The sequence below is a fragment of the Dyella sp. C11 genome (assembly GCF_003121485.1).
In the GTDB taxonomy this organism is placed as follows: Bacteria; Pseudomonadota; Gammaproteobacteria; order Xanthomonadales; family Rhodanobacteraceae; genus Dyella.
In genome coordinates this window covers 105,231-128,041 of sequence record NZ_QAVX01000009.1, presented here as the reverse complement: position 1 = coordinate 128,041, position 22,811 = coordinate 105,231, and the positions used below count along the sequence as shown (strand labels likewise).

General features: G+C 63.6%; 23 protein-coding genes. 15 read left to right on the top strand and 8 right to left on the bottom strand.

The annotated features are described in order from the left end of the window. The first annotated feature begins 20 nt into the window (after positions 1-20). Positions 21-974: a GTP cyclohydrolase FolE2 gene (folE2, locus tag DK366_RS10765; protein WP_109125554.1), complete on the top strand. Its 954-nt coding sequence runs from the start codon at positions 21-23 to the stop codon at positions 972-974. Positions 975-1,045: 71 nt separating this feature from the next. After that, positions 1,046-1,507 carry a YbaY family lipoprotein gene (locus DK366_RS10760; protein WP_109125553.1) on the top strand — a complete coding sequence of 154 codons (462 nt, stop codon included), beginning with the start codon at positions 1,046-1,048 and terminating at the stop codon, positions 1,505-1,507. Between the two features lie 205 nt (positions 1,508-1,712). Here the strand turns inward: DK366_RS10760 and DK366_RS10755 are convergent, their stop codons facing one another. The 3 genes from DK366_RS10755 to yidD are packed head-to-tail and all read right to left on the bottom strand — an operon-like array spanning position 1,713 to position 4,118. Further along, complete coding sequence (locus DK366_RS10755) at positions 1,713-2,528, bottom strand: peptidoglycan DD-metalloendopeptidase family protein (protein ID WP_109125552.1); 816 nt, start codon at positions 2,526-2,528, stop codon at positions 1,713-1,715. Positions 2,529-2,533: 5 nt separating this feature from the next. Continuing rightward, complete coding sequence (locus tag DK366_RS10750) at positions 2,534-3,871, bottom strand: dihydroorotase (RefSeq protein WP_109125551.1); 1,338 nt, start codon at positions 3,869-3,871, stop codon at positions 2,534-2,536. After that, entirely contained in the window at positions 3,861-4,118 is a 258-nt protein-coding gene (gene yidD / locus DK366_RS10745; RefSeq protein ID WP_109125550.1) for a membrane protein insertion efficiency factor YidD, read from the bottom strand. The genes DK366_RS10750 and yidD overlap by 11 nt, the downstream gene beginning before the upstream one ends. A 126-nt stretch (positions 4,119-4,244) precedes the next feature. On the opposite strand from yidD, the gene dksA reads away from it, so the two are divergent. Next, the gene (gene dksA / locus DK366_RS21405) at positions 4,245-5,339 is read left to right on the top strand and encodes an RNA polymerase-binding protein DksA (RefSeq protein WP_198651508.1); all 1,095 of its coding nucleotides are present in this window, start codon (positions 4,245-4,247) and stop codon (positions 5,337-5,339) included. An 82-nt stretch (positions 5,340-5,421) separates the two neighbouring features. Here the strand turns inward: dksA and DK366_RS10730 are convergent, their stop codons facing one another. Next, positions 5,422-5,856, bottom strand: coding sequence for a SufE family protein (locus tag DK366_RS10730; protein WP_109125548.1), 435 nt, complete (start codon positions 5,854-5,856; stop codon positions 5,422-5,424). Between the two features lie 140 nt (positions 5,857-5,996). Then, on the bottom strand, positions 5,997-7,385 hold the full coding sequence (gene cysS / locus DK366_RS10725; RefSeq protein WP_109125547.1) for a cysteine--tRNA ligase: 1,389 nt from the start codon (positions 7,383-7,385) through the stop codon (positions 5,997-5,999). A 251-nt stretch (positions 7,386-7,636) separates the two neighbouring features. Between cysS and DK366_RS10720 the strand changes: the two genes are divergently transcribed. The 12 genes from DK366_RS10720 (at position 7,637) to DK366_RS10665 (ending at position 19,739) form a co-directional block, all read left to right on the top strand. Next, on the top strand, positions 7,637-8,179 hold the full coding sequence (locus DK366_RS10720) for a glycine zipper 2TM domain-containing protein (protein ID WP_109125546.1): 543 nt from the start codon (positions 7,637-7,639) through the stop codon (positions 8,177-8,179). Positions 8,180-8,506: 327 nt separating this feature from the next. Beyond that, positions 8,507-9,514, top strand: coding sequence for an N-acetylornithine carbamoyltransferase (locus DK366_RS10715; protein WP_109125545.1), 1,008 nt, complete (start codon positions 8,507-8,509; stop codon positions 9,512-9,514). Further along, positions 9,514-10,134, top strand: a complete 621-nt coding sequence (locus tag DK366_RS10710) for an FMN-binding negative transcriptional regulator (protein WP_109125544.1) — start codon at positions 9,514-9,516, stop codon at positions 10,132-10,134. The genes DK366_RS10715 and DK366_RS10710 overlap by 1 nt, the downstream gene beginning before the upstream one ends. Further along, entirely contained in the window at positions 10,131-10,607 is a 477-nt protein-coding gene (locus DK366_RS10705; RefSeq protein ID WP_109125543.1) for an OsmC family protein, read from the top strand. Before DK366_RS10710 ends, DK366_RS10705 begins: the two co-directional genes overlap by 4 nt. Before the next feature lie 183 nt (positions 10,608-10,790). Continuing rightward, a complete protein-coding gene (locus DK366_RS10700) occupies positions 10,791-11,981 on the top strand; it encodes an argininosuccinate synthase (RefSeq protein WP_109125542.1) in 1,191 nt (396 codons plus the stop codon). 98 nt (positions 11,982-12,079) lie between these two features. After that, on the top strand, positions 12,080-13,174 hold the full coding sequence (locus tag DK366_RS10695; protein ID WP_109125541.1) for an acetylornithine deacetylase: 1,095 nt from the start codon (positions 12,080-12,082) through the stop codon (positions 13,172-13,174). Positions 13,175-13,180: 6 nt separating this feature from the next. After that, positions 13,181-14,497 carry an acetylglutamate kinase gene (locus tag DK366_RS10690; RefSeq protein WP_109125540.1) on the top strand — a complete coding sequence of 439 codons (1,317 nt, stop codon included), beginning with the start codon at positions 13,181-13,183 and terminating at the stop codon, positions 14,495-14,497. A gap of 3 nt (positions 14,498-14,500) precedes the next feature. Then, positions 14,501-15,457 (top strand): N-acetyl-gamma-glutamyl-phosphate reductase, encoded by a 957-nt coding sequence (gene argC, locus DK366_RS10685; protein ID WP_109125539.1) that lies wholly within the window; start codon positions 14,501-14,503, stop codon positions 15,455-15,457. Between the two features lie 166 nt (positions 15,458-15,623). Beyond that, positions 15,624-16,919, top strand: coding sequence for an argininosuccinate lyase (gene argH / locus DK366_RS10680; RefSeq protein WP_109125538.1), 1,296 nt, complete (start codon positions 15,624-15,626; stop codon positions 16,917-16,919). A gap of 26 nt (positions 16,920-16,945) precedes the next feature. Then, positions 16,946-17,305, top strand: coding sequence for a cupin domain-containing protein (locus DK366_RS10675; protein ID WP_109125609.1), 360 nt, complete (start codon positions 16,946-16,948; stop codon positions 17,303-17,305). After that, entirely contained in the window at positions 17,302-18,477 is a 1,176-nt protein-coding gene (gene proB, locus DK366_RS10670; RefSeq protein WP_109125537.1) for a glutamate 5-kinase, read from the top strand. Before DK366_RS10675 ends, proB begins: the two co-directional genes overlap by 4 nt. Continuing rightward, positions 18,474-19,739 carry a glutamate-5-semialdehyde dehydrogenase gene (locus DK366_RS10665; RefSeq protein ID WP_109125536.1) on the top strand — a complete coding sequence of 422 codons (1,266 nt, stop codon included), beginning with the start codon at positions 18,474-18,476 and terminating at the stop codon, positions 19,737-19,739. The genes proB and DK366_RS10665 overlap by 4 nt, the downstream gene beginning before the upstream one ends. A 107-nt stretch (positions 19,740-19,846) precedes the next feature. Here DK366_RS10665 and DK366_RS10660 read toward each other — a convergent pair whose 3' ends face one another. From DK366_RS10660 to DK366_RS10650, 3 genes are all read right to left on the bottom strand, one after another. Then, positions 19,847-20,329, bottom strand: a complete 483-nt coding sequence (locus DK366_RS10660; protein ID WP_232821002.1) for a nuclear transport factor 2 family protein — start codon at positions 20,327-20,329, stop codon at positions 19,847-19,849. Positions 20,330-20,494: 165 nt separating this feature from the next. Continuing rightward, positions 20,495-21,775 (bottom strand): kynureninase, encoded by a 1,281-nt coding sequence (gene kynU / locus DK366_RS10655; protein ID WP_109125534.1) that lies wholly within the window; start codon positions 21,773-21,775, stop codon positions 20,495-20,497. A gap of 113 nt (positions 21,776-21,888) precedes the next feature. Then, the gene (locus DK366_RS10650; protein ID WP_109125533.1) at positions 21,889-22,782 is read right to left on the bottom strand and encodes a hypothetical protein; all 894 of its coding nucleotides are present in this window, start codon (positions 22,780-22,782) and stop codon (positions 21,889-21,891) included. Between the last annotated feature and the right edge of the window lie 29 nt (positions 22,783-22,811).

Here is a 22,811-nt window from a genome sequence, read left to right as displayed (position 1 = left end):
GGACCACACAGGATTCACCCATGTACACCGAGGAAAACACCGCCCGCCTGCTGCCCGACGTGGCAGTCCACGCCCAGCCTCACCTTGTTGGCGAGCTGGATTGGGTAGGTATGGACGGTATCGAGGTGCCTGTGCGCTTCGACGCAGGTGACGGCGATGTGCAGCGCGCCAGTGCGCGCGTTGGTGCCTTCGTCAATCTGCGTCGACCGGACAAGCGCGGCATCCATATGTCGCGGCTTTACCTTCAGGTTGAACAGGCGCTCAGCACGCAAACGCTGAGCACGGACACGTTACGCGATTTGCTGCGCGGTTTCCTTGAATCACACAAGGACCTGTCCGATCGCGCCTGTCTCAGCATCCGCTTCGAGCACCTGGTGCGTCGCCCGGCGCTGCGCAGTGCCAACAGCGGCTGGCGTTCGTATCCGGTCACCATCGAGGCGAGCATGGTCGGCGACGAGTTCCTGCTGGAATTCGGCACCGAGATTGTCTACTCCTCGACCTGTCCCGCATCGGCCGCGCTCTCGCGCCAGTTGATCCAGGATCAGTTCGCCAAGGATTTCGACGCCTCCCGCCCCGTTGACCATGCCGCCGTGCTCGCATGGCTGGGCAGCGAGAAGGGTATCGTCGCCACGCCGCATGCACAGCGCAGCGTCGCGCGTTTGCGCGTGCGTCCGAGCGAGGGTTCGGCATTCAACCTGATCGACCTGATCGACGTGACCGAGCACGCGCTGGGCACGCCGGTGCAGACCGCGGTGAAGCGCGAGGACGAGCAGGCTTTCGCACTCGCCAATGGCGGCAACCTGATGTTCTGCGAAGACGCTGCGCGTCGTATCCAGAAGGCACTCGATGCCGACAAGGCGCTAAGCGATTTCCACATTCGCGTGGAACACCAGGAAAGCCTGCATCCGCACGACGCCGTGGCCTATGCCAGCAAGGGCGTTGCCGGTGGTTACGCGGGCAAGGGTTGCGCCTGAGTGTCGGTTTAACCGTCGCCTGATAGCATGATGAAAGCCCGGTTGCGGGCTTTCATCGTCTGGAGATTCCCATGTCGTTCCGCCTTCCGCTGCTGGGTGCCGCTGCGCTCGCGCTGTCCGCCTGCTCGATGTTTTCGCACCACGCCAAGGAAGAGGCGCCGCAGCCTGCGGCAGCTCCTGCTGCTCCCGTCCATCAGGCATTGATGAAGACGATGATCGGCGACGTGCGTTACGACCTGCCGCAAGCGGTGCCCGCCGATGCCGTGCTCATCGTGACGCTGGCCGATGTGAGTCGCCAGGATGTCGCGGCACGCACCATCTCCGAAGAACGCATCCAGCCCGTCGGCGCGTCGCCGGTGGATTTCATGCTGAGCTACGACCCGGCCGAGCTTCGCGACGGCGTGGATTTCGCGATCAACGTGCGCCTTCAGCAGGGTGAGAAGTTGCTGGCCATCAACGATACCCGCACGAGCGTGCTCGGTCGCTCTGGCGAAAACGGTCCGGTGAGCATCACGCTCAAGGCCGTTCCGTAAGCTTTCGCCTGTCCAATGTCGTGAAGTAAACCTTCGCTTGTCATTCCGGCGCAGGCCGGAATCCAGTCTCTGTGGGCTTTGGTTTTCGCATTGTGGCTTACGAATCTTTCGGTGCGTATCGCGAAGATCCGACGTATTCGCTACTGGATTCCGGCCTGCGCCGGAATGACGGGTGAGATTTTCTGCGTGGATTCCGGGAATCCGTTCAATGCGGGCTCGTGCCTTCGATCCCCGGCAACAGCATCGGGTCCAGGCGCACCTCGAACCAGTTGAATCCCCAATGCACATGCGGACCGGTCGCTCGACCGGTCATGCCGGCGGCGCCGATCACGTCACCCTGGCGCACGTGTTGGCCGACGCTCACGTCGAGCCGTGACAGGTGCAGGAAGTTCGAACTCAGGCCGAAGCCGTGGTCGATCAGCACGGTGCCGCCGGTGAGGTAGAGGTCGGGTTTGGCGAACGTGACGATGCCATCGGCCGGCGCCTTCACTGGCGTGCCCTGCGGCACTGCGATATCCATGCCCGGATGCGGCGACTTCGGCGTGCCGTTGAAGATGCGCTGGCTGCCGAAGCGTCCGCTGATGCGGCCCACCACCGGCCAGATGAAACCGCGCGCAAACCCTTCGCGATCGTCATCACGCTTGCGTGCGGCGGCCACTTCCGCGTTTTCGCGCTGGATGCGTGCGGCGATATCCGGCGGTGGATTGACGGTCTTGGGCGGCACGCCATTCACGCGTTCCACCGGCCATGCCCGGGGTGCGACGACAATGCGCGTGGTATCGCGTTGCCCGTCGGGTCGCGTGACCACCACGGTGATCGGTCCCTTTTCGTCCCGGCCCGCACCCAACACCAGCATGCCGTCGTTGCCGACGCGGACGGGTTTGCCGTTCACGGTGGCCGTCGAGCCCACCGGCACCGTGGCCGTCACCAGGCCGCCTTGCGACATGCGCGCTGGCACGTCGCTGGCCAAAGTGGGCAACGCAGCGAGACAAAGAGCGAGCAGGGCGCCCGCGCTTGCCATCCGTGTCATCGATTGAAAGCCAGGCGCTGGCCACGCACGCCTTGGGCGATCTGCTTGCCGTCCCACACGCGCTGGCCGTTGACGAAGGTGCTGACGATCGAGCTGTTGAAGGTGTAGCCCTCGAATGGCGACCAGCCACACTTGGAGAGCACTTCCTCGCGAGCCACGGTGTGCGGCTTGTTCGGATCGACCAGCACCAGGTCGGCTGCGTAACCTTCGCGCAGGTAGCCGCGATCCTTCACGTCGAACAACGTGGCCGGCGCATGCGTCACCGCTTCCACCACGCGTTCCAGGGTCAGCTTGCCTTCGAACACGCGCTGCAGCGCGGCCTGCAAGGCGAACTGCACCAGCGGCAGGCCGCTCGGCGCCTTGTCGTACAGCTGTTCCTTTTCTTCCAGCAGGTGCGGTGCGTGGTCGGTGGCCAACACGTCGATGCGGCCTTCGGCCAGGGCCTTGGTGATGGCTTCGCGGTCGGCCGCCGTCTTGATCGCCGGGTTGCACTTGATCAGGAAGCCAAGGCGCTCGTAGTCGCGGTCGTCGAAGTGCAGGAAGTGCACGCAGGTTTCAGCGGTGATGCGCTTGCCCTTGAGCGGACCCGGCTCGAACAGCGCCAGTTCATCCGCCGTGGAAATGTGCAGCACGTGCAGGCGGCTTTTGGGGCGACGCGCCAGTTCCAGCGCGAGGCGCGTGGACTTGATGCAGGCCTCGCGCGAGCGGATCAGCGGGTGTTCCCAGGCCGGGATGTTGTCGCCGTACTTCTCGTGCGCCTTGGCCAGGTTGGCATCGATCATCGGCGTGTCTTCGCAGTGCGTGATGATCGGCGTGGGCGCGTACTTGAAGATGCCGTCCAGTATTTCGGGGTTGTCCACCAGCATGTTGCCGGTGGAGGCGCCCATGAACACCTTGATGCCCGGTGCAGCGAGCGGGTCCAGGCTCTTGATGGCTTCGAGGTTGTCGTTGCTGGCGCCCATGTAGAACGCGTAGTTCACGGCGGAGGTTTCCGCGCCGCGTGCGTACTTGGCTTCCAGTGTCTCGCGGTCCAGCGCCGGCGGCTTGGTGTTGGGCATCTCCATGAAGCTGGTGATGCCGCCGGCGGCGCAGGCGCGCGACTCGTGCGCGATGTCGGCCTTCTGGGTCAGGCCGGGTTCGCGGAAATGCACCTGGTCGTCGATCATGCCGGGGAACAGCCACAGGCCGCTGGCGTCGATCACTTGCTCGCCGGCACGGGCATCGAGGTCGCCGGCGATGGCGTCGATGCGGCCGTTCCTGACGCGCACATCGGCATGGAATCGGCGGCCCTCGTTGACCAGTTCGGCGTTCTTGATCAGCCAGTCAATGGGCATGAGGTTCTCCCGGGGGACGGCGGCGGAAGGTAAATTGCTCCGGAACGGGATCTTCACCGCCCTCGCACAGCGGTTGGCATCGCATCAGACGCCAGCCGGCGAGGGCACCGCCCTTGAGCGGCCCGAAGCGGGCGACCGCAATCCGTGCATAATCGGAACAGCTGGGATGGAAGCGGCAGCGCTGTCCCAGCAGGGGGCTTAGCCAGCGCTTGTAGAAGCCGAGCAGTAAAAGTATCAGTCGGGTCACGACGGTTTGACGCTGCCGAAACAGCTTGCGGCATGTAGTGTCGCAAGTATTCCAGAAGCACGGTTGCCGGTGTAAGCCGCATGGGCTATAACACCCGGCCGCCAAGGCCAAAAATGGTGAAGGGAAATGGCGAAAACGACGCGTAGTGCTTCAGCCGCCAAGCCGCAGAAGGGAAAACCTGCCGGCAAGGTGAAAGACGTGAAGGCAGCCAAGAAAACCGCTACCGGACGAAGTGCAGCGCCATCCAAGGCTGCTGCCGCCAAGAAGCCGGCCGCCAAGAAGGCGCCAGTGAAGAAGGTGGCTGCCGCCGCCAAGAAGCCTGCCGCGAAAAAGGTGGCGGCCAAGGCGCCGGCAAAGAGCGCCGCCAAGAAAGTTGCTCCCAAGCCCGTGGCCAAGAAGGTGGCGCCGACCAAGAAACCGGTCGTCGCCAAAAAGACAACCGAGAAGCCGGCCGCCAAGAAAGCAACGGCACCGGCCAAGCAGCCCGCCAAGGCCGCGACCAAGCCGGTCGCCGCTCCGGCCAAGGCTGCCAAGCCTGCGCCTGCCAAGCCGGCAGCCAGCGCCGCTCCCGCCAAGCAGCCCGTCGCTGCGCGGCAGGCGACGCCGGCACCCGTCAAGGCGGCTCCGGTCCCCTCCGAGCCGGCCAAGCCGGCCTCTTCGCCCTTCACGGGCAAGGTGGCCAGCGCAACCGCTCGACATACCCCCGTCAAAAAACAGAAAGCCCAGCAGTCTTCGATGAACAAAACCGCAACTCTCGACAATGGCATCACCCGTGAAGACGGTCGCTACGCGCTGCCTTCGACGACCACGATCGACCTGCCCAAGGGTTACCGTCCCTCCTCGAACGAGGACGAGTACATGAACCCCAAGCATCTCGCCTACTTCCGCAACAAGCTGCGCGAATGGCGCGAGCAGTTGGTGGAAGAGTCGCGCCAGACCATGGAGAACCTCCGTGACGAAGTGCGCGACGTGGGCGATGAGGCAGAGCGCGCCACCCGCGAGACCGAAAACTCGCTGGAACTGCGCACGCGCGATCGTTACCGCAAGCTGATCTCCAAGATCGACAAGGCACTGCGCCGCATCGAGGAAGGTCGCTACGGCTACTGCGAAGAGACCGACGAGGAAATCGGCCTGGAGCGTCTCGACGCCCGCCCGATCGCCACGCTGTCGCTCGACGCGCAGGAACGTCGCGAACACCTGCAGAAGCAGATGGGCGACTGAGCCAGCGCGCCCTGCGCCTGGAAAAAAAGCCCCGCCATTGGCGGGGCTTTTTGTTTGCATTCGGCAAGACGGCGGCCGCGTATCAGCTCTTCAACGTCGCGGCGGCGTAGGCCTTGATCTTCGCCAGCATGGCGGCAAGCCCGTTGGAGCGCGTGGGTGAGAGATGCTTGGCCAGGCCAATGGCTTCGATGTAGCGCGGCTCGGTGGCGACAATGTCGCGGGCCGAGCGGTCGGAGTAAACACGAAGCACCAGGGCAATCAGGCCCGACACAATGGCGGAATCGCTGGTGGCCTGGAAATGCAGCTTGTCCGCATCGCCGCTGGGCACCAGCCAGACCATCGACTGGCAGCCGTGCACGCGGTATTCCTCGATTTTCAGGTCGTCCGGGAAGGGCGGGAGTGGCTTGCCTAGGTCGATCAGGTACTGGTAGCGCTCGGTCCAGTCACCAAAGAAGGCGAATTCGTCGACGATGTCTTGCTGCGCCTGCTCGGCGCTGGATGGGGCGGTGGTGTTCATCGCCCCATTATCGCGCGTTTCGGTCTGGGCCGGGCTTTGCGGGAGAGAGGGCAGCTCCACGGTGGGAGCGCACCCTGTGCGCGGCAGCTTTTGGCGAGGCCGTCGCGCACAGGGTGCGCTCCCACACAGGCCAGGCGAACTCAGCCCTTGATCACGCTCCAGCGTGTGCCCTGAGCGCCGTCTTCAATGGCCACGCCCATCGCGGTCAGTTCCTCGCGGATCGCATCGGCGCGCTTGAAGTCTTTCGCGGCGCGCGCGCTGCGGCGTTCCTCCAGCAAGGCTTCGACGCGGGCCGCATCGACCTCGTGGTCGCCGCCCGCCGGCTTGAACCAGGCTTCGGCATCCTGTTGCAGCAGGCCGAGCAGGGCGCCGGCTCCAAGTAGCGCGGCCTTCGCCTCGCGCTTTTCCTCGGCCGTACCGGCCTGGCGTGCCCCATCGGCTAGCTGCGAAAGCTCGGCGAGCGCCTGCGGGGTGTTGAGGTCGTCGCACAGTGCCGCTTCCACGGAGGCGGGAATCGGCAGGTTCGTGGTGTCGACCTCGACGTCGGCAAGGTCGCGCAGCACGCGATACCAGCCGTCCAGCGTGCTGATCGATTGCGCGATGGCGGCGTCGGACCAGTCCAGCGGCTGGCGGTAGTGACCACGCAGCAGGAGCAGGCGCAAAGCTTCCGGCGGGTGCTGCTGAAGCAGTTCGTGCACCAGCATCACATTGCCCAGCGACTTGGACATCTTGCGGCCACTGAAGGTCAGCATGCCGTTGTGCAGCCAGACGCGCGCAAACACCTTGCCACCGTGCGCGCAGGTGGACTGGGCGATTTCGTTCTCGTGGTGCGGGAACTGCAGGTCGACGCCGCCGGCATGGATGTCGATGGTGTCACCCAGGTGGGCTTCGCTCATCGCCGAGCATTCGATATGCCAGCCTGGGCGACCGCGACCCCAGGGACTGTCCCAGCCGGGAAGTTCGGGCGTGGAGGGCTTCCACAGCACGAAGTCGCCGGGGTTCTTCTTGTACGGGGCCACTTCCACGCGGGCGCCGGCCAGCATTTCTTCCGGATCGCGACCGGAGAGCTCGCCGTACGCGGGGTACGAATCCACATTGAACAGCACATGGCCTTCGGCGGCGTAGGCGTGGCCACTTTCAATAAGGCGCTCGATCATCGTGATGATCTGCGGGATGTGCGCGGTGGCGTGCGGTTCCACGTCCGGCGGGGCAATGCCCAGCCTGGCCATGTCTTCGCGGTAGGCCTGGGTATAGCGCGTGGTAATGCTTTCAATACCCACCCCCAGCTGCTGGGCGGCGGTGTTGATCTTGTCGTCCACGTCGGTGATGTTGCGGGCGTACACCACGTTGGCGTAGTGGCGGCGCAGCAGCTTGGCCAGCACATCGAATACCACGGGTCCGCGCGCGTTGCCGATATGCACGTAGTTGTAGACGGTCGGCCCGCACAGATACATCGTGACCCGGTTCGGGTCGAGTGGGGAGAACGGTTCTACGCGGCGCGTCAGGCTGTTGTGGAGCGAAATCGGCATCGGTCGGGTGGTCCGGGCGGTGGGTGCAGGCGCCAGGCGGGCGCAAGCCGGTCGCGCATCTTAACAAGCCACCGGGCGACCCGCAGCGGGCTGGCGCGTTGTCGGCCAGAACGGTACCCAATGGATGAACAACGGCCACCGTTCGCAAGACTTTAGGGAAACTTCTAAGCGTCGATTCAGAGTGAATTTGCTGCAATGGATGGTACGGGGTGTAGAGCTGCGCCTCGAGGTTGGTCCTAGCGGAGGTCGTAATGACCAAGTGGTTGTTCCCCGCGCTGGTGTTGTCCTTGGTGACCACCGGCGCATTGGCGCAGGATGCGCGGTATCCGAATCAAACGCAGAACGACGACAACACCCATTACGGCTGGGCGGATGTGCTGCGCGTCGATCCCGTGTATGGCGTGGCCCGTACCGAAGTGCCGCGTCAGGAATGCTATGACCAGCAGGTGGTGACTCAGGCGCCCAGCCAGGGTTCGGCGGCGGGCACCATCCTGGGTGCCGTCGTGGGTGGTGTGCTGGGTAGCACGGTCGGCCGTGGCAATGGCCGCACGGCGGCCACTGTGGCTGGCGCGGTGGCTGGCGGCGCGGTAGGCAACGCGGCCACCCAGTCTGGCGGGGGCGAATACCAGAGCACGGAGACGCACTGCCGCCAGGTGGCCGCCGTGAGCGAGCAGCGCCGCATCATGGGTTACGACGTGGAATACCGTTACCGTGGCGAGGTCTACCTGTCCCGCCTCAACTACGACCCCGGCGAGCGCCTTCGTGTGCGGGTGAGCGTTTCTCCCGCCGACTGAGATTCGCCACGATCGCCGCCCTCGGGCGGCGATTTCGTGTCCAGGGACCGCTTTTGGATCGTTTCTTGTTGCATGGCAGCGAAAATCCCGTCATGATGAAAGTTCAACCTCCCGAGACTTTCATGTCCGCAGCCGTCTATACCGCCACTGTCCTCACTAGCGCCCGCATGGCCGCTGGGATGACGTCGCGTGCTCGCCGACCGCTGCTCCGCCAATTGGCCGGGTAGGCTGTCGCACGCGTTTAACGTGCATAGACGACAAAAACCCGGCTAGCAGCCGGGTTTTTTTGTTTCCGAATCCAGAAATTCGACAAGGGCAACCACCAACATGACGCTTCGCCACTTTCTGACCACCCAGGATTACAGCCGCGCCGAGATCGATGCGCTGCTCGAGGAGGCCGCCGCCTTCAAGCGTTCCCCGCGCGGCCAGCAGCTGGCTGGCAAGTCGGTGGCGTTGATGTTCTTCAATCCGTCCATGCGTACGCGCACCAGCTTCGAACTGGGCGCGTTCCACATGGGCGGCCATGCCATTGTGCTGGCGCCGGGCAAGGACGCATGGCCGATCGAGTTCGACGTCGGTACGGTGATGGACGGCGATACGGAAGAGCACATCGCCGAAGTGGCACGCGTGCTGTCGCGCTATGTGGACCTGATCGCCGTGCGCGCCTTTCCGAAGTTCCAGGACTGGAAAGTGGACCGCGAGGACAACGTCATCAAGGCGTTCGCCAAGTACGCCACGGTACCGGTGATCAACATGGAGACCATCACGCACCCGTGCCAGGAACTGGCGCACGCGATGGCGCTGAAGGAACACCTGGGCAACCTGCAGAACAAGAAGTACGTGCTGACCTGGACGTACCACCCTAAGCCGCTCAACACGGCCGTGGCCAACTCCGCGCTGCTCATCGCCACCAAGATGGGCATGGACGTGACGCTGTTGTGTCCCACGCCCGACTACGTGCTCGATGAGCGCTATATGGAATTTGGCTACCAGAACGCCAAGGAAAACGGCGGCTCGCTCAAGGTGAGCCACAACATCGAAGAGGCCTACACGGGCGCCGACGTGGTGTACGCCAAGAGCTGGGGCGCGCTGCCGTTCTTCGGTCGCTGGGACCAGGAAAAGCCGATCCGCGATGCGCACAAGCATTTCATTGTGGACGAGCAGAAGATGGCGCTGACCAACAACGGCCTCTTCAGTCACTGCCTGCCGCTGCGCCGCAACGTCAAGGCCACGGACGCCGTGATGGATTCGCCGGCCTGCATCGCCATCGATGAAGCCGAAAACCGCCTGCACGTGCAGAAGGCCGTGATGGCCTCGCTGATCGGTCAGCGCTGATGTACCAGCCTGCGCACTTCAAGGTGACGGACAGCGACGCGCTGCACGCGTTCATGCGCGCGTACCCGTTCGCCACCGTGGTGGTGCAGGGCGCGGACGGGCTGGCGGCGAACCATCTTCCCGTGGAGCTGGTTGATGGCACGCTGCACGGCCATGTCGCGCGCGGCAATGAACTGTCGTGCATGGACGGTGCCGAGGTGCTGGTGATCTTCCGCGGTCCGGATGGCTATATCAGTCCCAACTGGTATCCGACCAAGCAGGAAACCCATCGCGAAGTGCCCACGTGGAATTACGCGGTGGTGCACGTGCATGGTCGCCTGCGTGTCACGGAAGATGCGGCCTGGCTGCGCGCGCTGCTGGAGCGTCTGACCGACCGTCACGAGGCGGATCAGCCCGCGCCGTGGCATGTCTCCGATGCGCCGGAAGACCACATTGAAAAGATGCTCCGCGCCATCAGCGGCCTGGAAATTTCCATCGACCGCATCGAAGGCAAGTTCAAGTTGAACCAGAACCACCCGGCAGGTAACCGCGCGGGCGTTGTGGAAGGACTGCATCAGCGCGGTCGCCATGACGACGCGGTGCTGGCGGAACTCATGTCGCAACAAGAGGGCAAGTCGTGAGCCATACGCATCAGCATCACTACAAAGTCGACGTGGTCTGGACCGGCAACCAGGGCACGGGCACCAAGACGTACCAGGGTTACGGCCGCGATCACGAGATCCGCATCGACGGCAAGCCTGCGCTGCAAGGTTCGTCCGATCCCACGTTCCGGGGCGACAAGGGCAAGTACAACCCCGAAGACATGCTGGTGACGGCGCTCTCCACCTGCCACATGCTGTCGTATCTGCACCAGGCCGTGTTGGCTGGCGTGGTGGTCACTGCGTACACCGACAGCGCCGAGGGCAGCATGGAAACGGACGTCCATGGCGGCCACTTCATCGAAGTGGTGTTGCATCCGGTGGTCACCATCACCGCCGACAGCGACCCAGCCAAGGCCGAGGCGGCGCACGATCCCGCGCACCACGGCTGCTTCATTGCCAATTCCGTGAACTTTCCGGTGCGCGTTGTGCCACGCATCGTGGTGGGGTCGTGAGCACGAGACCTCTCCTACCTCGTCATTCCTGCGAAAGCAGGAATCCAGCGTCTTTCCGTCCGTGAAGGTCAAAGTCACTGGATCCCAGCTTTCGCTGGGATGACGATCAAAAGCTTTAGCTTCCAGCTATCCACCTGATATACGTATTTCCGTTTAGCCTTCCATTTCCAGGATCCACAAGTCATGAGCAAAGACATCGTTCTCGCCTTCTCCGGTGGTCTCGACACCAGCTTCTGCGTGCCTTACCTCAAGGAGCGCGGCTGGGCCGTCCATACCGTGTTCGCCGATACCGGCGGCGTGGACGCCGAGGAACGCGCCTACATCGAGGCCCGCGCCAAGGAACTGGGCGTGGCAAGCCATGTCACCGTCGATGGCGGCCCGGCCATCTGGAACGGTTTCGTGAAGCCCTTCGTGCAGGCCGGCGAGGCCTACCAGGGCCAGTACCCGCTGCTGGTGTCCGACCGTTACCTGATCGTGGACGCTGCCATTGCGCGCGCCAAGGAACTGGGCACCAAGGCCATCGCACATGGCTGCACCGGCATGGGCAACGACCAGGTGCGTTTCGACCTGGCCGTGAAGGCGCTGGGCGACTACCAGATCGTGGCGCCGATTCGCGAGATCCAGAAGGAACACACCCAGACGCGCGCCTACGAGCAGGCGTACCTGGAAGAACGCGGCTTCGACGTGCGCGCCAAGCAGAAGAGCTACACCATCAACGAAAACCTGCTGGGCGTGACGCTCTCGGGCGGCGAAATCGACCATTGGAAGACGCCGGGTGAAGGCGCCCGCGGCTGGTGCAAGCCGCGCGCCGAATGGCCGTCCGAAAAGCTCACCGTCACCCTTGGCTTCGAGAAGGGTGAGGCGGTGTCGCTCAACGGTGAAAAGCTGCCGGGCGCCAAGCTGCTGGCCAAGCTCAACGAGCTGTTTGCGCCGTACGGCGTGGGCCGCGGCATGTATACCGGCGACACCACCATCGGCCTGAAGGGTCGCATCGTGTATGAAGCGCCGGGCCTGATTTCGCTGCTCACGGCGCACCGCGCGCTGGAAGAAGCGGTGCTGACCAAGCAGCAGAACCGCTTCAAGCCGGAAGTGGCGCGCAAGTGGGTGGAAGTGGTGTACGAAGGCTTCTTCCACGATCCGATCAAGACCGACCTGGAAGCGTTCCTCACGTCCAGCCAGGGCACGGTCAACGGTGAAGTGGTTCTGGAAACCTCCGGCGCGCAGGTGACAGCGGTGGAAGTGCGTTCGCCGCACATCCTCAACGCCAAGGGCGCCACCTACGCGCAGTCGGCCGACTGGGGCGTGGAAGAGGCGGAAGGTTTCATCAAGCTGTTCGGCATGAGCAGCACGCTGTGGGCTGAGATCAACCGCTGATTCTTTTTGCTCGTCATTCCCGCCCTTGCCCCCTTTTCGGGGTTCGCGGGGATGACGGCTAAGGGAATCCCGAAGCAACCCTTCACTATCCGGATCGCATGAGCTCTCTACTCGACGACACTCTCCGACACCTTCGCGCGCTGGTCAGCTACGACACGCGCAATCCGCCGCGCGAGATCGGCACCGGCGGCATCTTCGACTACCTGCGGGACAACCTGCCGGGCTTCGACGTCACCGCGACCGACTACGGCGCAGGCGCCGTGACGCTGTACGCCGTGCGTGGCCAACCGAAAGTGCTGTTCAACGTGCACCTGGATACCGTGCCCGATTCACCGCACTGGACGGCCAGTCCGCACGAGCTGCGCGTGACGGAGGATCGCGCGATTGGCCTGGGCGCATGCGACATCAAGGGCGCAGCCGCTGCGCTTGTCGCCGTGGCGAACGTCACCAAGGGCGACATGGCGCTGTTGCTGTCGACCGACGAAGAAGCCAACGACCCGCGCTGCATCGCCGGTTTCCTCAAGGACAAGCCGGCGTACGACGCCATCATCGTGGCCGAGCCGACCAAGGGTGAAGCGGTGCTGGCGCATCGCGGCATCCATTCGGTGCAGATGCGCTTCAAGGGCAGTGCCGGTCACGCGTCGGGCGAGCAGAAGCCCAGCGACAGCGCCGTGCATCAGGTGGTGCGTTGGGGTGCTGCGGCGCTCGACTACGTGGAGAAGCAGGCGCATGAGCGCTTCGGAGGCCTTACCGGCCTGCGCTTCAACATCGGTCGCATCGATGGTGGCATCAAGGCAAACATGATCGCGCCGTCGGCGGATGTCCGTTTCGGTTTCCGTCCGTTGCCGACGATGAACCCGAAAGACCTGCTCAACACGTTCCGCACGCTGGTCGAACCGCAGCCGGTAGAGTTCGACGAACTCTTCCACGGCGATTCGCTGCCTGCTGGCGACACAGCCACGGCGGAAACGCGTCGCCTCGCAGCGCGTGACCTCGCCGACGAGTTGAACATTCCCATCGGCAACGCCGTGGACTTCTGGACCGAGGCGGCGCTGTTCTCCGCTGCCGGCTACACCAGCTTCGTCTACGGCCCCGGCGACATCGCGCAGGCGCATACCGCCGACGAGTGGGTTTCACTCGACCAATTGCAGCATTACGCCGACACCATCTACCGCATCATCGACAAGAGTTAAGCAACAGTGGAAGCCCACAAGCACACCCGGAAAACCATCGTCCGCCTGCTTTCGAGCATGGGTAGCGCGAAGGAGATCCAGCAATACCTCAAGCGCTTCTCGCAGCTGGACGCCAAGCGCTTCGCCGTGGTGAAGGTCGGTGGCGCCGTGCTGCGCGACGACCTGCCGGCACTCACCTCGTCGCTCACCTTCCTGCAGCAGGTGGGCCTGACACCCATCGTGCTGCACGGCGCGGGCCCGCAGCTGGACGAAGAACTTTCCGCCGCCGGCATCGAGAAGCACACGGTGAACGGCCTGCGCGTGACCACGCCCAAGGCGCTGGCCATCGTGCGCAAGGTGTTCCAGGAGCAGAACCTGCGTCTGGTCGAGGCGCTGCAGACGATGGATACGCGTGCCACTTCGGTGCCGTCGGGCGTATTCACGGCCAGTTATCTGGACCGCGACACCTATGGCCTGGTGGGCAAGGTCACCAGCATCAACCTCGCGCCGATCGAAGCCAGCTTGCGTGCGGGTTCCATTCCCGTGATCGCCAGCCTCGGCGAGACGGAAGAGGGGCAGATCCTCAACGTCAATGCCGATTTCGCCGCCAACGAACTGGTGCGCGTGCTGCAACCGTACAAGATCGTGTTCCTCACCGGCACGGGCGGCCTGCTGGACGACAAGGGCAACATCATCGACTCGATCAATCTCAGCACCGAGTTCGAGCACCTGATGGCCCAGCCGTGGATCAACGGCGGCATGCGCCTGAAGATCGAACAGATCGCGGACCTGCTGAACGATCTGCCGCTGACCTCGTCGGTATCCATCACCAAGCCGTCGGAGCTGGCGAAGGAACTGTTCACGCACAAGGGTTCGGGCACGCTGGTGCGTCGTGGCGAGAAGGTGAAGCGTTTCGAGTCGTGGGAGGGCATCGACCTGGGTCGCATGCGCGAGCTGATCGAGTCCAGCTTCGGTCGTACGCTGGTGCCGGATTATTTCGAGCGCACCAAGCCGTTTCGCGTGTACGTAAGCGAGAACTACCGCACCGCGATGATCCTGACCATGGAAGGCGGCTTGCCGTATCTCGACAAGTTCGCCGTGCTCGACGACGCGCAGGGTGAAGGCCTGGGCCGCGCCGTGTGGCAGGTGATGCGCGAGGAAAATCCGCAACTGTTCTGGCGCTCGCGCCACGGCAACACGGTGAACCATTTCTACTATGCCGAATCCGATGGCTGCCTCAAGCAGCCGAGCTGGAAAGTGTTCTGGTACGGCATTGAAGACTTCGACACGATCGCCCGTTGCGTCGCGCATTGTGCGCAGCGCCTGCCGACCCTGGTGGACTGATCCATGAGCACGAACAAGCATCGCATCGGCATCGTCGGCGCACGCGGGCACACGGGTGCCGAACTGATCCGGCTGGTGGCCGCACATCCGGCGCTGGAATTGGCGTTTGTTTCCTCGCGTGAGCTGGATGGCCAGCGCGTGGCGGATAACGTCGAGGGTTTCGAAGGCGAGCTGCGTTACGCCAGCCTCGACGCCGATGACGTGGCAGCGCAGGGCGCGGATATCGTCGTGCTGGCGCTCCCCAATGGGAAGGCTGCGCCGTATGTCGAAGCCATCGACAAGGCCAGGCCTGAGACGATCATCGTCGACCTTTCCGCCGATTATCGTTTCAACGAGAAGTGGTACTACGGTCTGCCGGAACTCACGCGCCAGCTGTGGCGCGGCGAGAAGCGCATCAGCAATCCGGGTTGCTACGCGACTGCCATCCAGCTGTCCATCGCACCGCTGAAGGATCTGCTGGCGGCACCGCCGGTGAGCTTTGGCGTATCCGGCTACTCCGGTGCCGGCACCACGCCGTCGGACAAGAACAACCCGGAGAAGCTGCGCGACAACCTGATGCCGTACTCGCTCACCGGTCACATGCACGAGAAGGAAGCGAGCCGGCATTTGAATGTGCCGGTGGAGTTCATGCCGCACGTGGCGCCGCATTTCCGCGGGCTCACGGTCACCACGAACCTGTATCTGGCACGCCAGGTGAAGCGTGAGGACATCGTGCAGCGCTTCAACGGTGCGTACGAAGGCGAAAAGCTGGTGCATGTGGTGGATGAGGCGCCGTGGGTCAGCCACATCGCCAACAAGCACCACGTGGATATCGGCGGTTTTGCCGTGTCCAACGACGGCAAGCGTGTCGTGGTGGTGGCCACGCTCGACAACCTCCTGAAGGGCGCGGCGACGCAGGCCATGCAGAACATCAATCGCGCCATTGGCGTTGACGAGTACACGGCGATCCCGATCACCTGACCGTCATTCCGGCGCAGGCCGGAATCCAGATGCGATGGCGAAGGGTCCCTGCGGTAGCAGCAGATCAGCTTTTTGCGACAACCAGGCCGTGTCTCTGCTGGATTCCGGCCTGCGCCGGAATGACGAGCAGAAAGATGGCGCCTTACCAAGATTGCAGGACACCACGATGACCCAACCTCTCTGGCAAAAATCCAACATCAAGATCGACACCCGCATCATGACGTTCCTCGCGGGCGACGACGTGGTGCTGGATCGCGAGTTCTTCCTGCACGACATCACGGCCAGCAAGGCGCATGTGGAAGGGCTAGCCAACATCGGTGTGGTGAGCGGGGATGAAGCCGCGGCGTTGAAGCGCGAGCTCGACGTGCTGGCGGAGGACTTCCGCGCCGGCAACTTCGTGCTCGACGACCGTTATGAAGATGGCCACTCGGCCATCGAGGCGCGTCTTACCGAGCGCCTGGGTGATGCCGGCCGCCGCGTGCACACCGGTCGCAGCCGCAATGACCAGATCCTGGTCGCCACGCGCCTGTGGCTGAAGGAGCAGCTGGCCACGCTCGAAGGCACCTGCAAGGCCATTGCCAAGGTTTGCCTGGATCGCGCCGCGCAGCCGGCCATCCCGTTGCCGGGCTATACGCATCTGCAGCGTGCGGTGGTGTCGTCCACCGGCATGTGGTTTGCGGGCTTTGCCGAGGGTTTCATCGACAACGCGCTGCGTGCGCAGCAGACCGCGCTGCTGATCGATGCCAACCCGCTGGGTACGGCGGCGGGCTATGGCGTGAACCTCAAGCTGGACCGCGAGCACACCACGCAGGCGCTGGGTTTTGCCCGCATGCAGGTGTCGCCCATCTACGCACAGCTCTCGCGTGGCAAGTTCGAAATGGCCGTGCTGGAAGCCATTGCCGCGGCGCTGCTGGACCTGCGTCGCCTGGCGTGGGACCTCTCGCTGTTCACCACGGCCGAATTCAACTTCGTGAAGCTGCCGAGCGAATACACCACAGGCAGCTCGATCATGCCGAACAAGCGCAATCCGGACGTGGTGGAGCTGCTGCGCGCCAGCTACGCCAGTGTCGCCGCCGCCCGTACCGAGATCGAGCAGCTGCTGTCGCTGCCGTCGGGCTATCAGCGTGACCTGCAGTTCTCCAAAGGTTCCCTGTTCCACGGTTGCCGTCATGGCCTGGCCGCGCTGGAACTGGTGCCGGACCTGCTGGCCCGCATGGAATGGAACGAGCCGGCCATGCGCGCCGCCATCGAGCCGGCCATGTATGCCACCGACGTGGCGATCGAGCAGGCAGCGGCGGGCGTACCCTTCCGCGATGCGTATCGTGCGGCAGCGGATGCGGCCGCCTCGGCCGGCGAGGGACGCACGCCCGAGGCCAGCCTCGCAGCACGCGTCTCGCCCGGTTCCGGAAACGACCTGCGCCTGGACGCATTGCGCGATAGACTCAGCCGTCTGGACGGCTAAAAGGAATAGGCATGTTGGAGATCGGCATGGGAACCGTCAGCACGGAAAATGCCGAACACTACCACTGGGGACAAGACTGCGACGGCTGGCATCTGCTGGCCGGCGCGGACCTCAGTGTGATCGAAGAACGCATGCCCCAGGGCGCGTGGGAGGTTCGTCACCGCCATGAGCGCTCCCGCCAGTTCTTCTATGTGCTTCAGGGGGAGCTGACCATCGAGCTGGACGGCGCGTCACACCGATTGTCGCCCAGGCAGGGTCTCCATGTGCCACCCGGGCGCCCCCATCAAGTCCGTAACGACAGCCACGCCGACGTGCGGATGCTGGTCGTTTCCTCGCCCCGCAGCCACGGGGATCGTATCGAAACGCCCTTGGGCGATCACGCATGAACGAAGGGCAGCGCTCGCAGGTTATTCCCATGCAGGCGCTGCCCACATGGCGTCGTTGCGTGCTGAAGGTGGGCAGCAACCTGCTTGCGGCCGACGGCGGTGGCCTCACATCAATCTATGCCGCGGCCTTGGCGGACTTCATCCGTGCCAGTCGTGACGCCGGTCGCCAGGTCGTGCTGGTGTCGTCGGGTGCCGTGGCCGCAGGGCGTGCCCAACTGCGCGCGCACACGCCAAGCGGCGGCGATATTGCTGCGAGGCAGGCATTGGCCGCGTTGGGGCAAGCGCCGATGATCGCGTTATGGCAGTCGCTGAGTTCACGGCCGGTCGCCCAGGTGCTGCTGACGCACGACGACCTGCGCAATCGCCGCCGTTACCTCAATGCACGCGCCACCTTGAGAGAGCTGCTGACGCTGGATGTGCTGCCGGTGGTGAACGAGAACGACACGGTGGCCGTGGACGAACTCAAGCTCGGCGACAACGACAACCTCGCCGCGATCGTGGCTGCGCTGGTGGACGCGGACCTGTTGCTGATCGCCTCGGATATCGATGCGCTTTACACCGCCGATCCACGGCGCGATCCCCTGGCAACGCCTTTGCAGCGTATTGAGGCATTGACGCCGGAAGTGATGGCGATGGCCGGTGGCAGCGGCAGCACCGTCGGCACCGGTGGCATGCGCACGAAGCTGGAAGCCGCCGCCAAGGCCGGTGCTGCAGGCGTTCCCACCGCGATCTTCAGTGGCAGGCGTTCGGAAACGGTCGACGCGCTGGCGCAGGGGCAGTTGCGGGGCACGTTCTTCGTGGCGGGCAAGACGCGCATGCAGGCACGCAAATATTGGTTGCGCCATGCGCCTGCCGCGCCGGGGCGCATCCAAGTGGATGCCGGTGCAGCGCGGGCGTTGGCAGGTGGTCGCGCTTCGCTGCTGCCCGGTGGTGTGCTCGACGTAACCGGGGAATTCCATCGCGGCGATCTCGTGGAGATCGTGGACGAGGCGGCCCGCGTCGTGGCGCGTGGGCTTAGCCAGTACGGTGCGGTTGAAGTGAAGCGCATGGCCGGGCGACACAGTCGCGACATCGAGCCCCTGCTGGGCTACAGCTACGGCGCGGAGATCGTGCACCGAGACGATCTCGCCACGCTGGTCGACATCGAAACCACAGGGGACATCGACGCATGAGTGACATTCGTTCGCTGGCCTTGGCCTGTCGCGATGCGGCGCCGGCTCTGGCGATGCTCGGCACCGAGGCGAAACGCGCGTTGCTGGCCGATATGGCGGGCGCGCTGGAAAGCCACGTCGACGCCATTCTTGCGGCGAACGCGACAGACATGCAGCAGGCGGCAGCAAAGGGCGTCGAAGGCGCCATGCTCGATCGCCTGCGACTGGATGGTCCACGCGTCAAAGCCATCGCACAGGCGCTGCGAGACGTGGCCACGCTGCCCGATCCGGTGGGCAGGGTCACGCGCCGGGAAACGCTTCCCAACGGTGTCGAGGTGGAACGCGTGCGTATTCCGCTCGGCGTCATCGCGATGATCTACGAAGCCCGCCCCAATGTGACGGCGGATGCCGCCGCGCTGTGCCTGATGGCTGGCAACGCCGTGATGCTTCGCGGTGGTTCCGAGGCGATCCATTCCAATGGCGCGGTCGCGGCAGCGCTGCATGAAGCACTGCGCACGCACGGCTTGCCCGAGGCAGCCATCACGCTGGTGGAGGACCTTCGCCGCGAGACCATGGTGGAGCTGCTGCAGCTGAGCGACATCGTGGACCTCGCCATTCCGCGTGGTGGTGAAGGATTGATCCGTTTCGTGGCGGAACACGCGCGCGTGCCGGTGATCAAGCACTACAAGGGCGTGTGTCATCTCTACGTGGATCGCTCGGTCGATATCGCGCTTGCCTTGAATCTGCTGGTCGATGGCAAGACATCGCGACCTGGCGTGTGCAATGCGCTGGAGACATTACTTGTCCATCGTGATGTGGCGGCGGAATTCTTGCCGCTCGCGGTTGCGGCATTGCGCGAGCGTGGTGTGGATCTACGCGGCGACGACGCTACGCGTGCGATAGCGCCTGGCGTGGGCGGTGCCAGCGAGGAGGATTACGCCGCTGAATATCTCGACCTGATTCTCGCCATGCGCGTGGTAGACAACATCGATGAAGCCGTAGCGCATATCCGTCGTTATGGCTCCGATCACACGGAAGTCATTGCGACCAAGGATGAGACGGCGGCGAAGAAATTCATCCACGCGTTGCGCTCGGCCGTGGTGATGGTCAATGCGTCGTCGCGATTCTCCGATGGCGGCCAGCTGGGACTCGGCGCGGAGATTGGCATTTCCACTACACGGTTGCATGCGTATGGCCCTATGGGGGCCGAGTCGCTGACCATCGAGCGCTTCGTGGTGAGAGGGAAAGGGCAGGTGCGCCACCCGGAAAGCCGGATCGCCTGAGTCGCATTGCTTGTTGTGGGAGCGCACCCTGTGCGCGACTGGGCTAGCGATGTCTGTTGAGCCAGTCGCGCACAGGGTGCGCTCCCACAACAAATCAGGGTGTGGTTTTACTTGCCGCTGTCGATGGCGTGATGGTCGTAGCTCACCACGCGCGTCATCTGCCACTGGCCGTTCTGGTAGCGCCAGATGTGGAGGAACTTGCCGATGCCTTCGCATTTGCCGGTATCGAGCTTGCAGAAGCGGTGCGTGCCCATTTCGATCGCGCCGTAATCCTTTATCGGATAGACCTCGAGCGTACCGACCAGCTCGCGCTTTACCTTGTGGCAGATGTTCCTGCGGGTGGCGTCCACCACGGCGTCGCGGCCGGTCATCAGGCCACCCTTGTCGTGATAGAACTCGACGTCCGCGCTGAAGAACGTGCCGAATGTCGTCATGTCGCAGGTGTTGTAGGCGTCGAACACCTTGGTGTCGAGCGCGGCGATGGTGCGGTTGAGTTCGTCGCCCGTGGGCGGTGCATCCGGCGCGGCGGCGTGTGCGGCGGCGGCGCCGAGAAGCAGGGACATCAGACAGCTCAGTCGGACGGTACGCATGGGCATTCCTTGTCTGGAGTGGTGCTTATCATCAGGCAATGGGCGTGCCAAAACGGAGCGTAGCCCAAGTGCTTGATGCGGAAGGTTACCCGAAGACAGGCGGGGCTGCGGACAGCGTCCGCGGACAGTCCGCGGACGGCTGGACGTCCATTTGCCCGCGAACTCTCAGGCCTTGGTTGCCCAGGCGCGAGCGGCTTCGACAAACGCCACGCAATCGGCGAAGCGGTTGTACAGCGGCGTGGGCGAGATGCGAATCACGTCCGGTTCGCGCCAGTCGCCGACGATACCGTTCTCCATCAGGTATTCGAACAGCGAACGACCGCGCTCGCGGCCACCCTGAACGCGGATGGACAACTGGGAGCCGCGGCGCGCCGGATCGCTGGGCGTTACCACTTCCAGCACGTCGCTCAGCTGGGTCTGCACCAGCCATTCCAGGTAGCCGGTGAGGCGCAGCGACTTCTCGCGTAGGTTCGCCATGCCTGCACGCACGAAGATTTCCAGCGACACGCGCAGCGGTGCGAGCGCCAGGATGGGCGGGTTGCTCAGCTGCCAGCCGTCCGCGCCGTAGGTGGGCACGAATGCCGGGCCCATCTGGAAGCGCGTGGTCTTGTCGTGGCCCCACCAGCCGGCGAAGCGCGGCAGGGTGGTGCGCGCATGGCGTTCGTGCACGAACGCACCGCCGACCGCGCCCGGCCCGCTGTTGAGGTACTTGTAGCTGCACCAGATGGCGAAGTCCGCGCCGATGTCGTGCAACTGCAAGGGCAGATTGCCCACCGCATGCGCGAGATCGAAGCCGACCATGCAGCCATGGCGGCTGGCGAGACGCGTGATGGCGGCGAGGTCGAAGGCCTGCCCCGTGCGGTACTGCACGCCGGGCAGCATCACCAGTGCGATGCGGGAGCCGTGTTCGGCCAGTACACGCTCGATGGCTTCCATCGAAATGGTGCCGTTGGCTTCATCGCCCTTCAGTTCGATCAGCGACGTCGCCGGGTCGAAGCCATGGAAACGAATCTGCGATTCCACCGCATAGCGATCGGTGGGAAACGAGCCTGATTCGATAAGGATGGCGTGGCGTTCCGGCGTGGGCCGGTAGAAGCTCACCATCATCAGGTGCAGGTTCACGCCCAGCGTGTTCATCGCCACCACTTCGGACGGCTGCGCACCCACCACGGTGGCGAGGTCGTCGCGCACGAACTCGTGGTAATTCATCCACGGCAGGCGACCCTTGAAGTGGCCTTCCACCGCAAGCCCCGCCCAGTCGTCCAGTTCCGCGGCCAGTGCGTCACGCACGGCGCGCGGTTGCAGCCCCAGCGAATTGCCGCAGAAGTAGTGGCTGTCCCTGCCTTCGTGCGGAGGTATCAGGAATTCATCGCGGAAGGAGCGGAGCGGGTCGGCGGCGTCCTGCGCTTGCGCCCAAGCGAGGGTGTTTTCGTATCTGTAGGGCATAAACTTAGTCACGCTTGGACAAGAAGCTAGATTGCCATGACTTGGCCTCGATACTCCAACTGAAACGAGGCGTCACCCATGGATACGGCCTCGTTCCATGACACGCTCGAATGTCAGTAAGCTGCGGCGGCACAGATTAGGGTGTTACCACCTTGCCCAACCTTCCATGTACATACGACCTCGCGAGGGCTTGAGCCGCCGTTGTAGTTCCAATCAGTTGGAGCACCGATGGAGTTCATGTGCTTGCCAAACCGACCCATATCATCGCCACCAGCCCCGGGTCCATACCATTTCCCTTGGTTTTGAGGTTGGATTGAGTCGGGGATAAGTTGGGTTTTTGGTGTTCTTGCGCTGCCAGGCACGAATTGCAGCTGCGTCTGGTTAGCGTCGTTGGCGGTCTTTCGGTAGATGACGTAACTGCCATCGGCAAAGGTGATTCGAACTTCCAGCGATATCTCACTCTTGAGGCCGAAGAATACAAGTCCCGCTTCGTTAACGGTGTTGTAGAAGGATCGAACTTGATTCCATCGATCTCTGTTATTGACGATTTCGAAGCCAATACGGTTACGCAGATTCGCATCTTCGGTTACGTCATAGGCCGTAGTACCTTGATTGAGTCCGGGAATATTTGAACCCAAATCGGTGTAGGGAATATTGATTGCTCCTTGCAGCTTGAATCCTGCGATTTGATAGAAGCCGCTTAGATTGACGAAAGCGCTATAGATGGCTGAATCAACTGATACTTCAGTAACCTCGATCGCGTCTGGCGGCGGATCAAATTCCTGGGAATAGCCCCGCTTCAGGCTGAGGCGGTAGGAGTGAATTGCTCCGGTCTTGAGGTTGTAGAGCGTTGGATTGCCGAGGTCGTAGTAGGACTTGGCTGTTTGGCGAAAATAAGCATCCGTCGTGCATGTCTGGCATTGATCGAGAATGCCGTCAAAGGCATTAGCAGTTGCCGTTATGCCAAATACGCCAATGAATATGCCGGGTATCGCGTGGAATTTCATGAGTACGTCCCCTCCCAGGTTGCAAAAAA

Excerpts from the sequence above, each read along its gene's own strand:
- folE2 (WP_109125554.1), top strand. The coding sequence starts at position 21 with ATGTACACCGAGGAAAACACCGCCCGCCTGCTGCCCGACGTGGCAGTC.
- DK366_RS10760 (WP_109125553.1), top strand. The coding sequence starts at position 1,046 with ATGTCGTTCCGCCTTCCGCTGCTGGGTGCCGCTGCGCTCGCGCTGTCC.
- DK366_RS10755 (WP_109125552.1), bottom strand. The coding sequence starts at position 2,528 with ATGGCAAGCGCGGGCGCCCTGCTCGCTCTTTGTCTCGCTGCGTTGCCC.
- DK366_RS10750 (WP_109125551.1), bottom strand. The coding sequence starts at position 3,871 with ATGCCCATTGACTGGCTGATCAAGAACGCCGAACTGGTCAACGAGGGC.
- dksA (WP_198651508.1), top strand. The coding sequence starts at position 4,245 with ATGGCGAAAACGACGCGTAGTGCTTCAGCCGCCAAGCCGCAGAAGGGA.
- DK366_RS10730 (WP_109125548.1), bottom strand. The coding sequence starts at position 5,856 with ATGAACACCACCGCCCCATCCAGCGCCGAGCAGGCGCAGCAAGACATC.
- cysS (WP_109125547.1), bottom strand. The coding sequence starts at position 7,385 with ATGCCGATTTCGCTCCACAACAGCCTGACGCGCCGCGTAGAACCGTTC.
- DK366_RS10720 (WP_109125546.1), top strand. The coding sequence starts at position 7,637 with ATGACCAAGTGGTTGTTCCCCGCGCTGGTGTTGTCCTTGGTGACCACC.
- DK366_RS10715 (WP_109125545.1), top strand. The coding sequence starts at position 8,507 with ATGACGCTTCGCCACTTTCTGACCACCCAGGATTACAGCCGCGCCGAG.
- DK366_RS10710 (WP_109125544.1), top strand. The coding sequence starts at position 9,514 with ATGTACCAGCCTGCGCACTTCAAGGTGACGGACAGCGACGCGCTGCAC.
- DK366_RS10700 (WP_109125542.1), top strand. The coding sequence starts at position 10,791 with ATGAGCAAAGACATCGTTCTCGCCTTCTCCGGTGGTCTCGACACCAGC.
- DK366_RS10695 (WP_109125541.1), top strand. The coding sequence starts at position 12,080 with ATGAGCTCTCTACTCGACGACACTCTCCGACACCTTCGCGCGCTGGTC.
- argC (WP_109125539.1), top strand. The coding sequence starts at position 14,501 with ATGAGCACGAACAAGCATCGCATCGGCATCGTCGGCGCACGCGGGCAC.
- argH (WP_109125538.1), top strand. The coding sequence starts at position 15,624 with ATGACCCAACCTCTCTGGCAAAAATCCAACATCAAGATCGACACCCGC.
- DK366_RS10675 (WP_109125609.1), top strand. The coding sequence starts at position 16,946 with ATGGGAACCGTCAGCACGGAAAATGCCGAACACTACCACTGGGGACAA.
- proB (WP_109125537.1), top strand. The coding sequence starts at position 17,302 with ATGAACGAAGGGCAGCGCTCGCAGGTTATTCCCATGCAGGCGCTGCCC.
- DK366_RS10665 (WP_109125536.1), top strand. The coding sequence starts at position 18,474 with ATGAGTGACATTCGTTCGCTGGCCTTGGCCTGTCGCGATGCGGCGCCG.
- DK366_RS10660 (WP_232821002.1), bottom strand. The coding sequence starts at position 20,329 with ATGCGTACCGTCCGACTGAGCTGTCTGATGTCCCTGCTTCTCGGCGCC.
- kynU (WP_109125534.1), bottom strand. The coding sequence starts at position 21,775 with ATGCCCTACAGATACGAAAACACCCTCGCTTGGGCGCAAGCGCAGGAC.
- DK366_RS10650 (WP_109125533.1), bottom strand. The coding sequence starts at position 22,782 with ATGAAATTCCACGCGATACCCGGCATATTCATTGGCGTATTTGGCATA.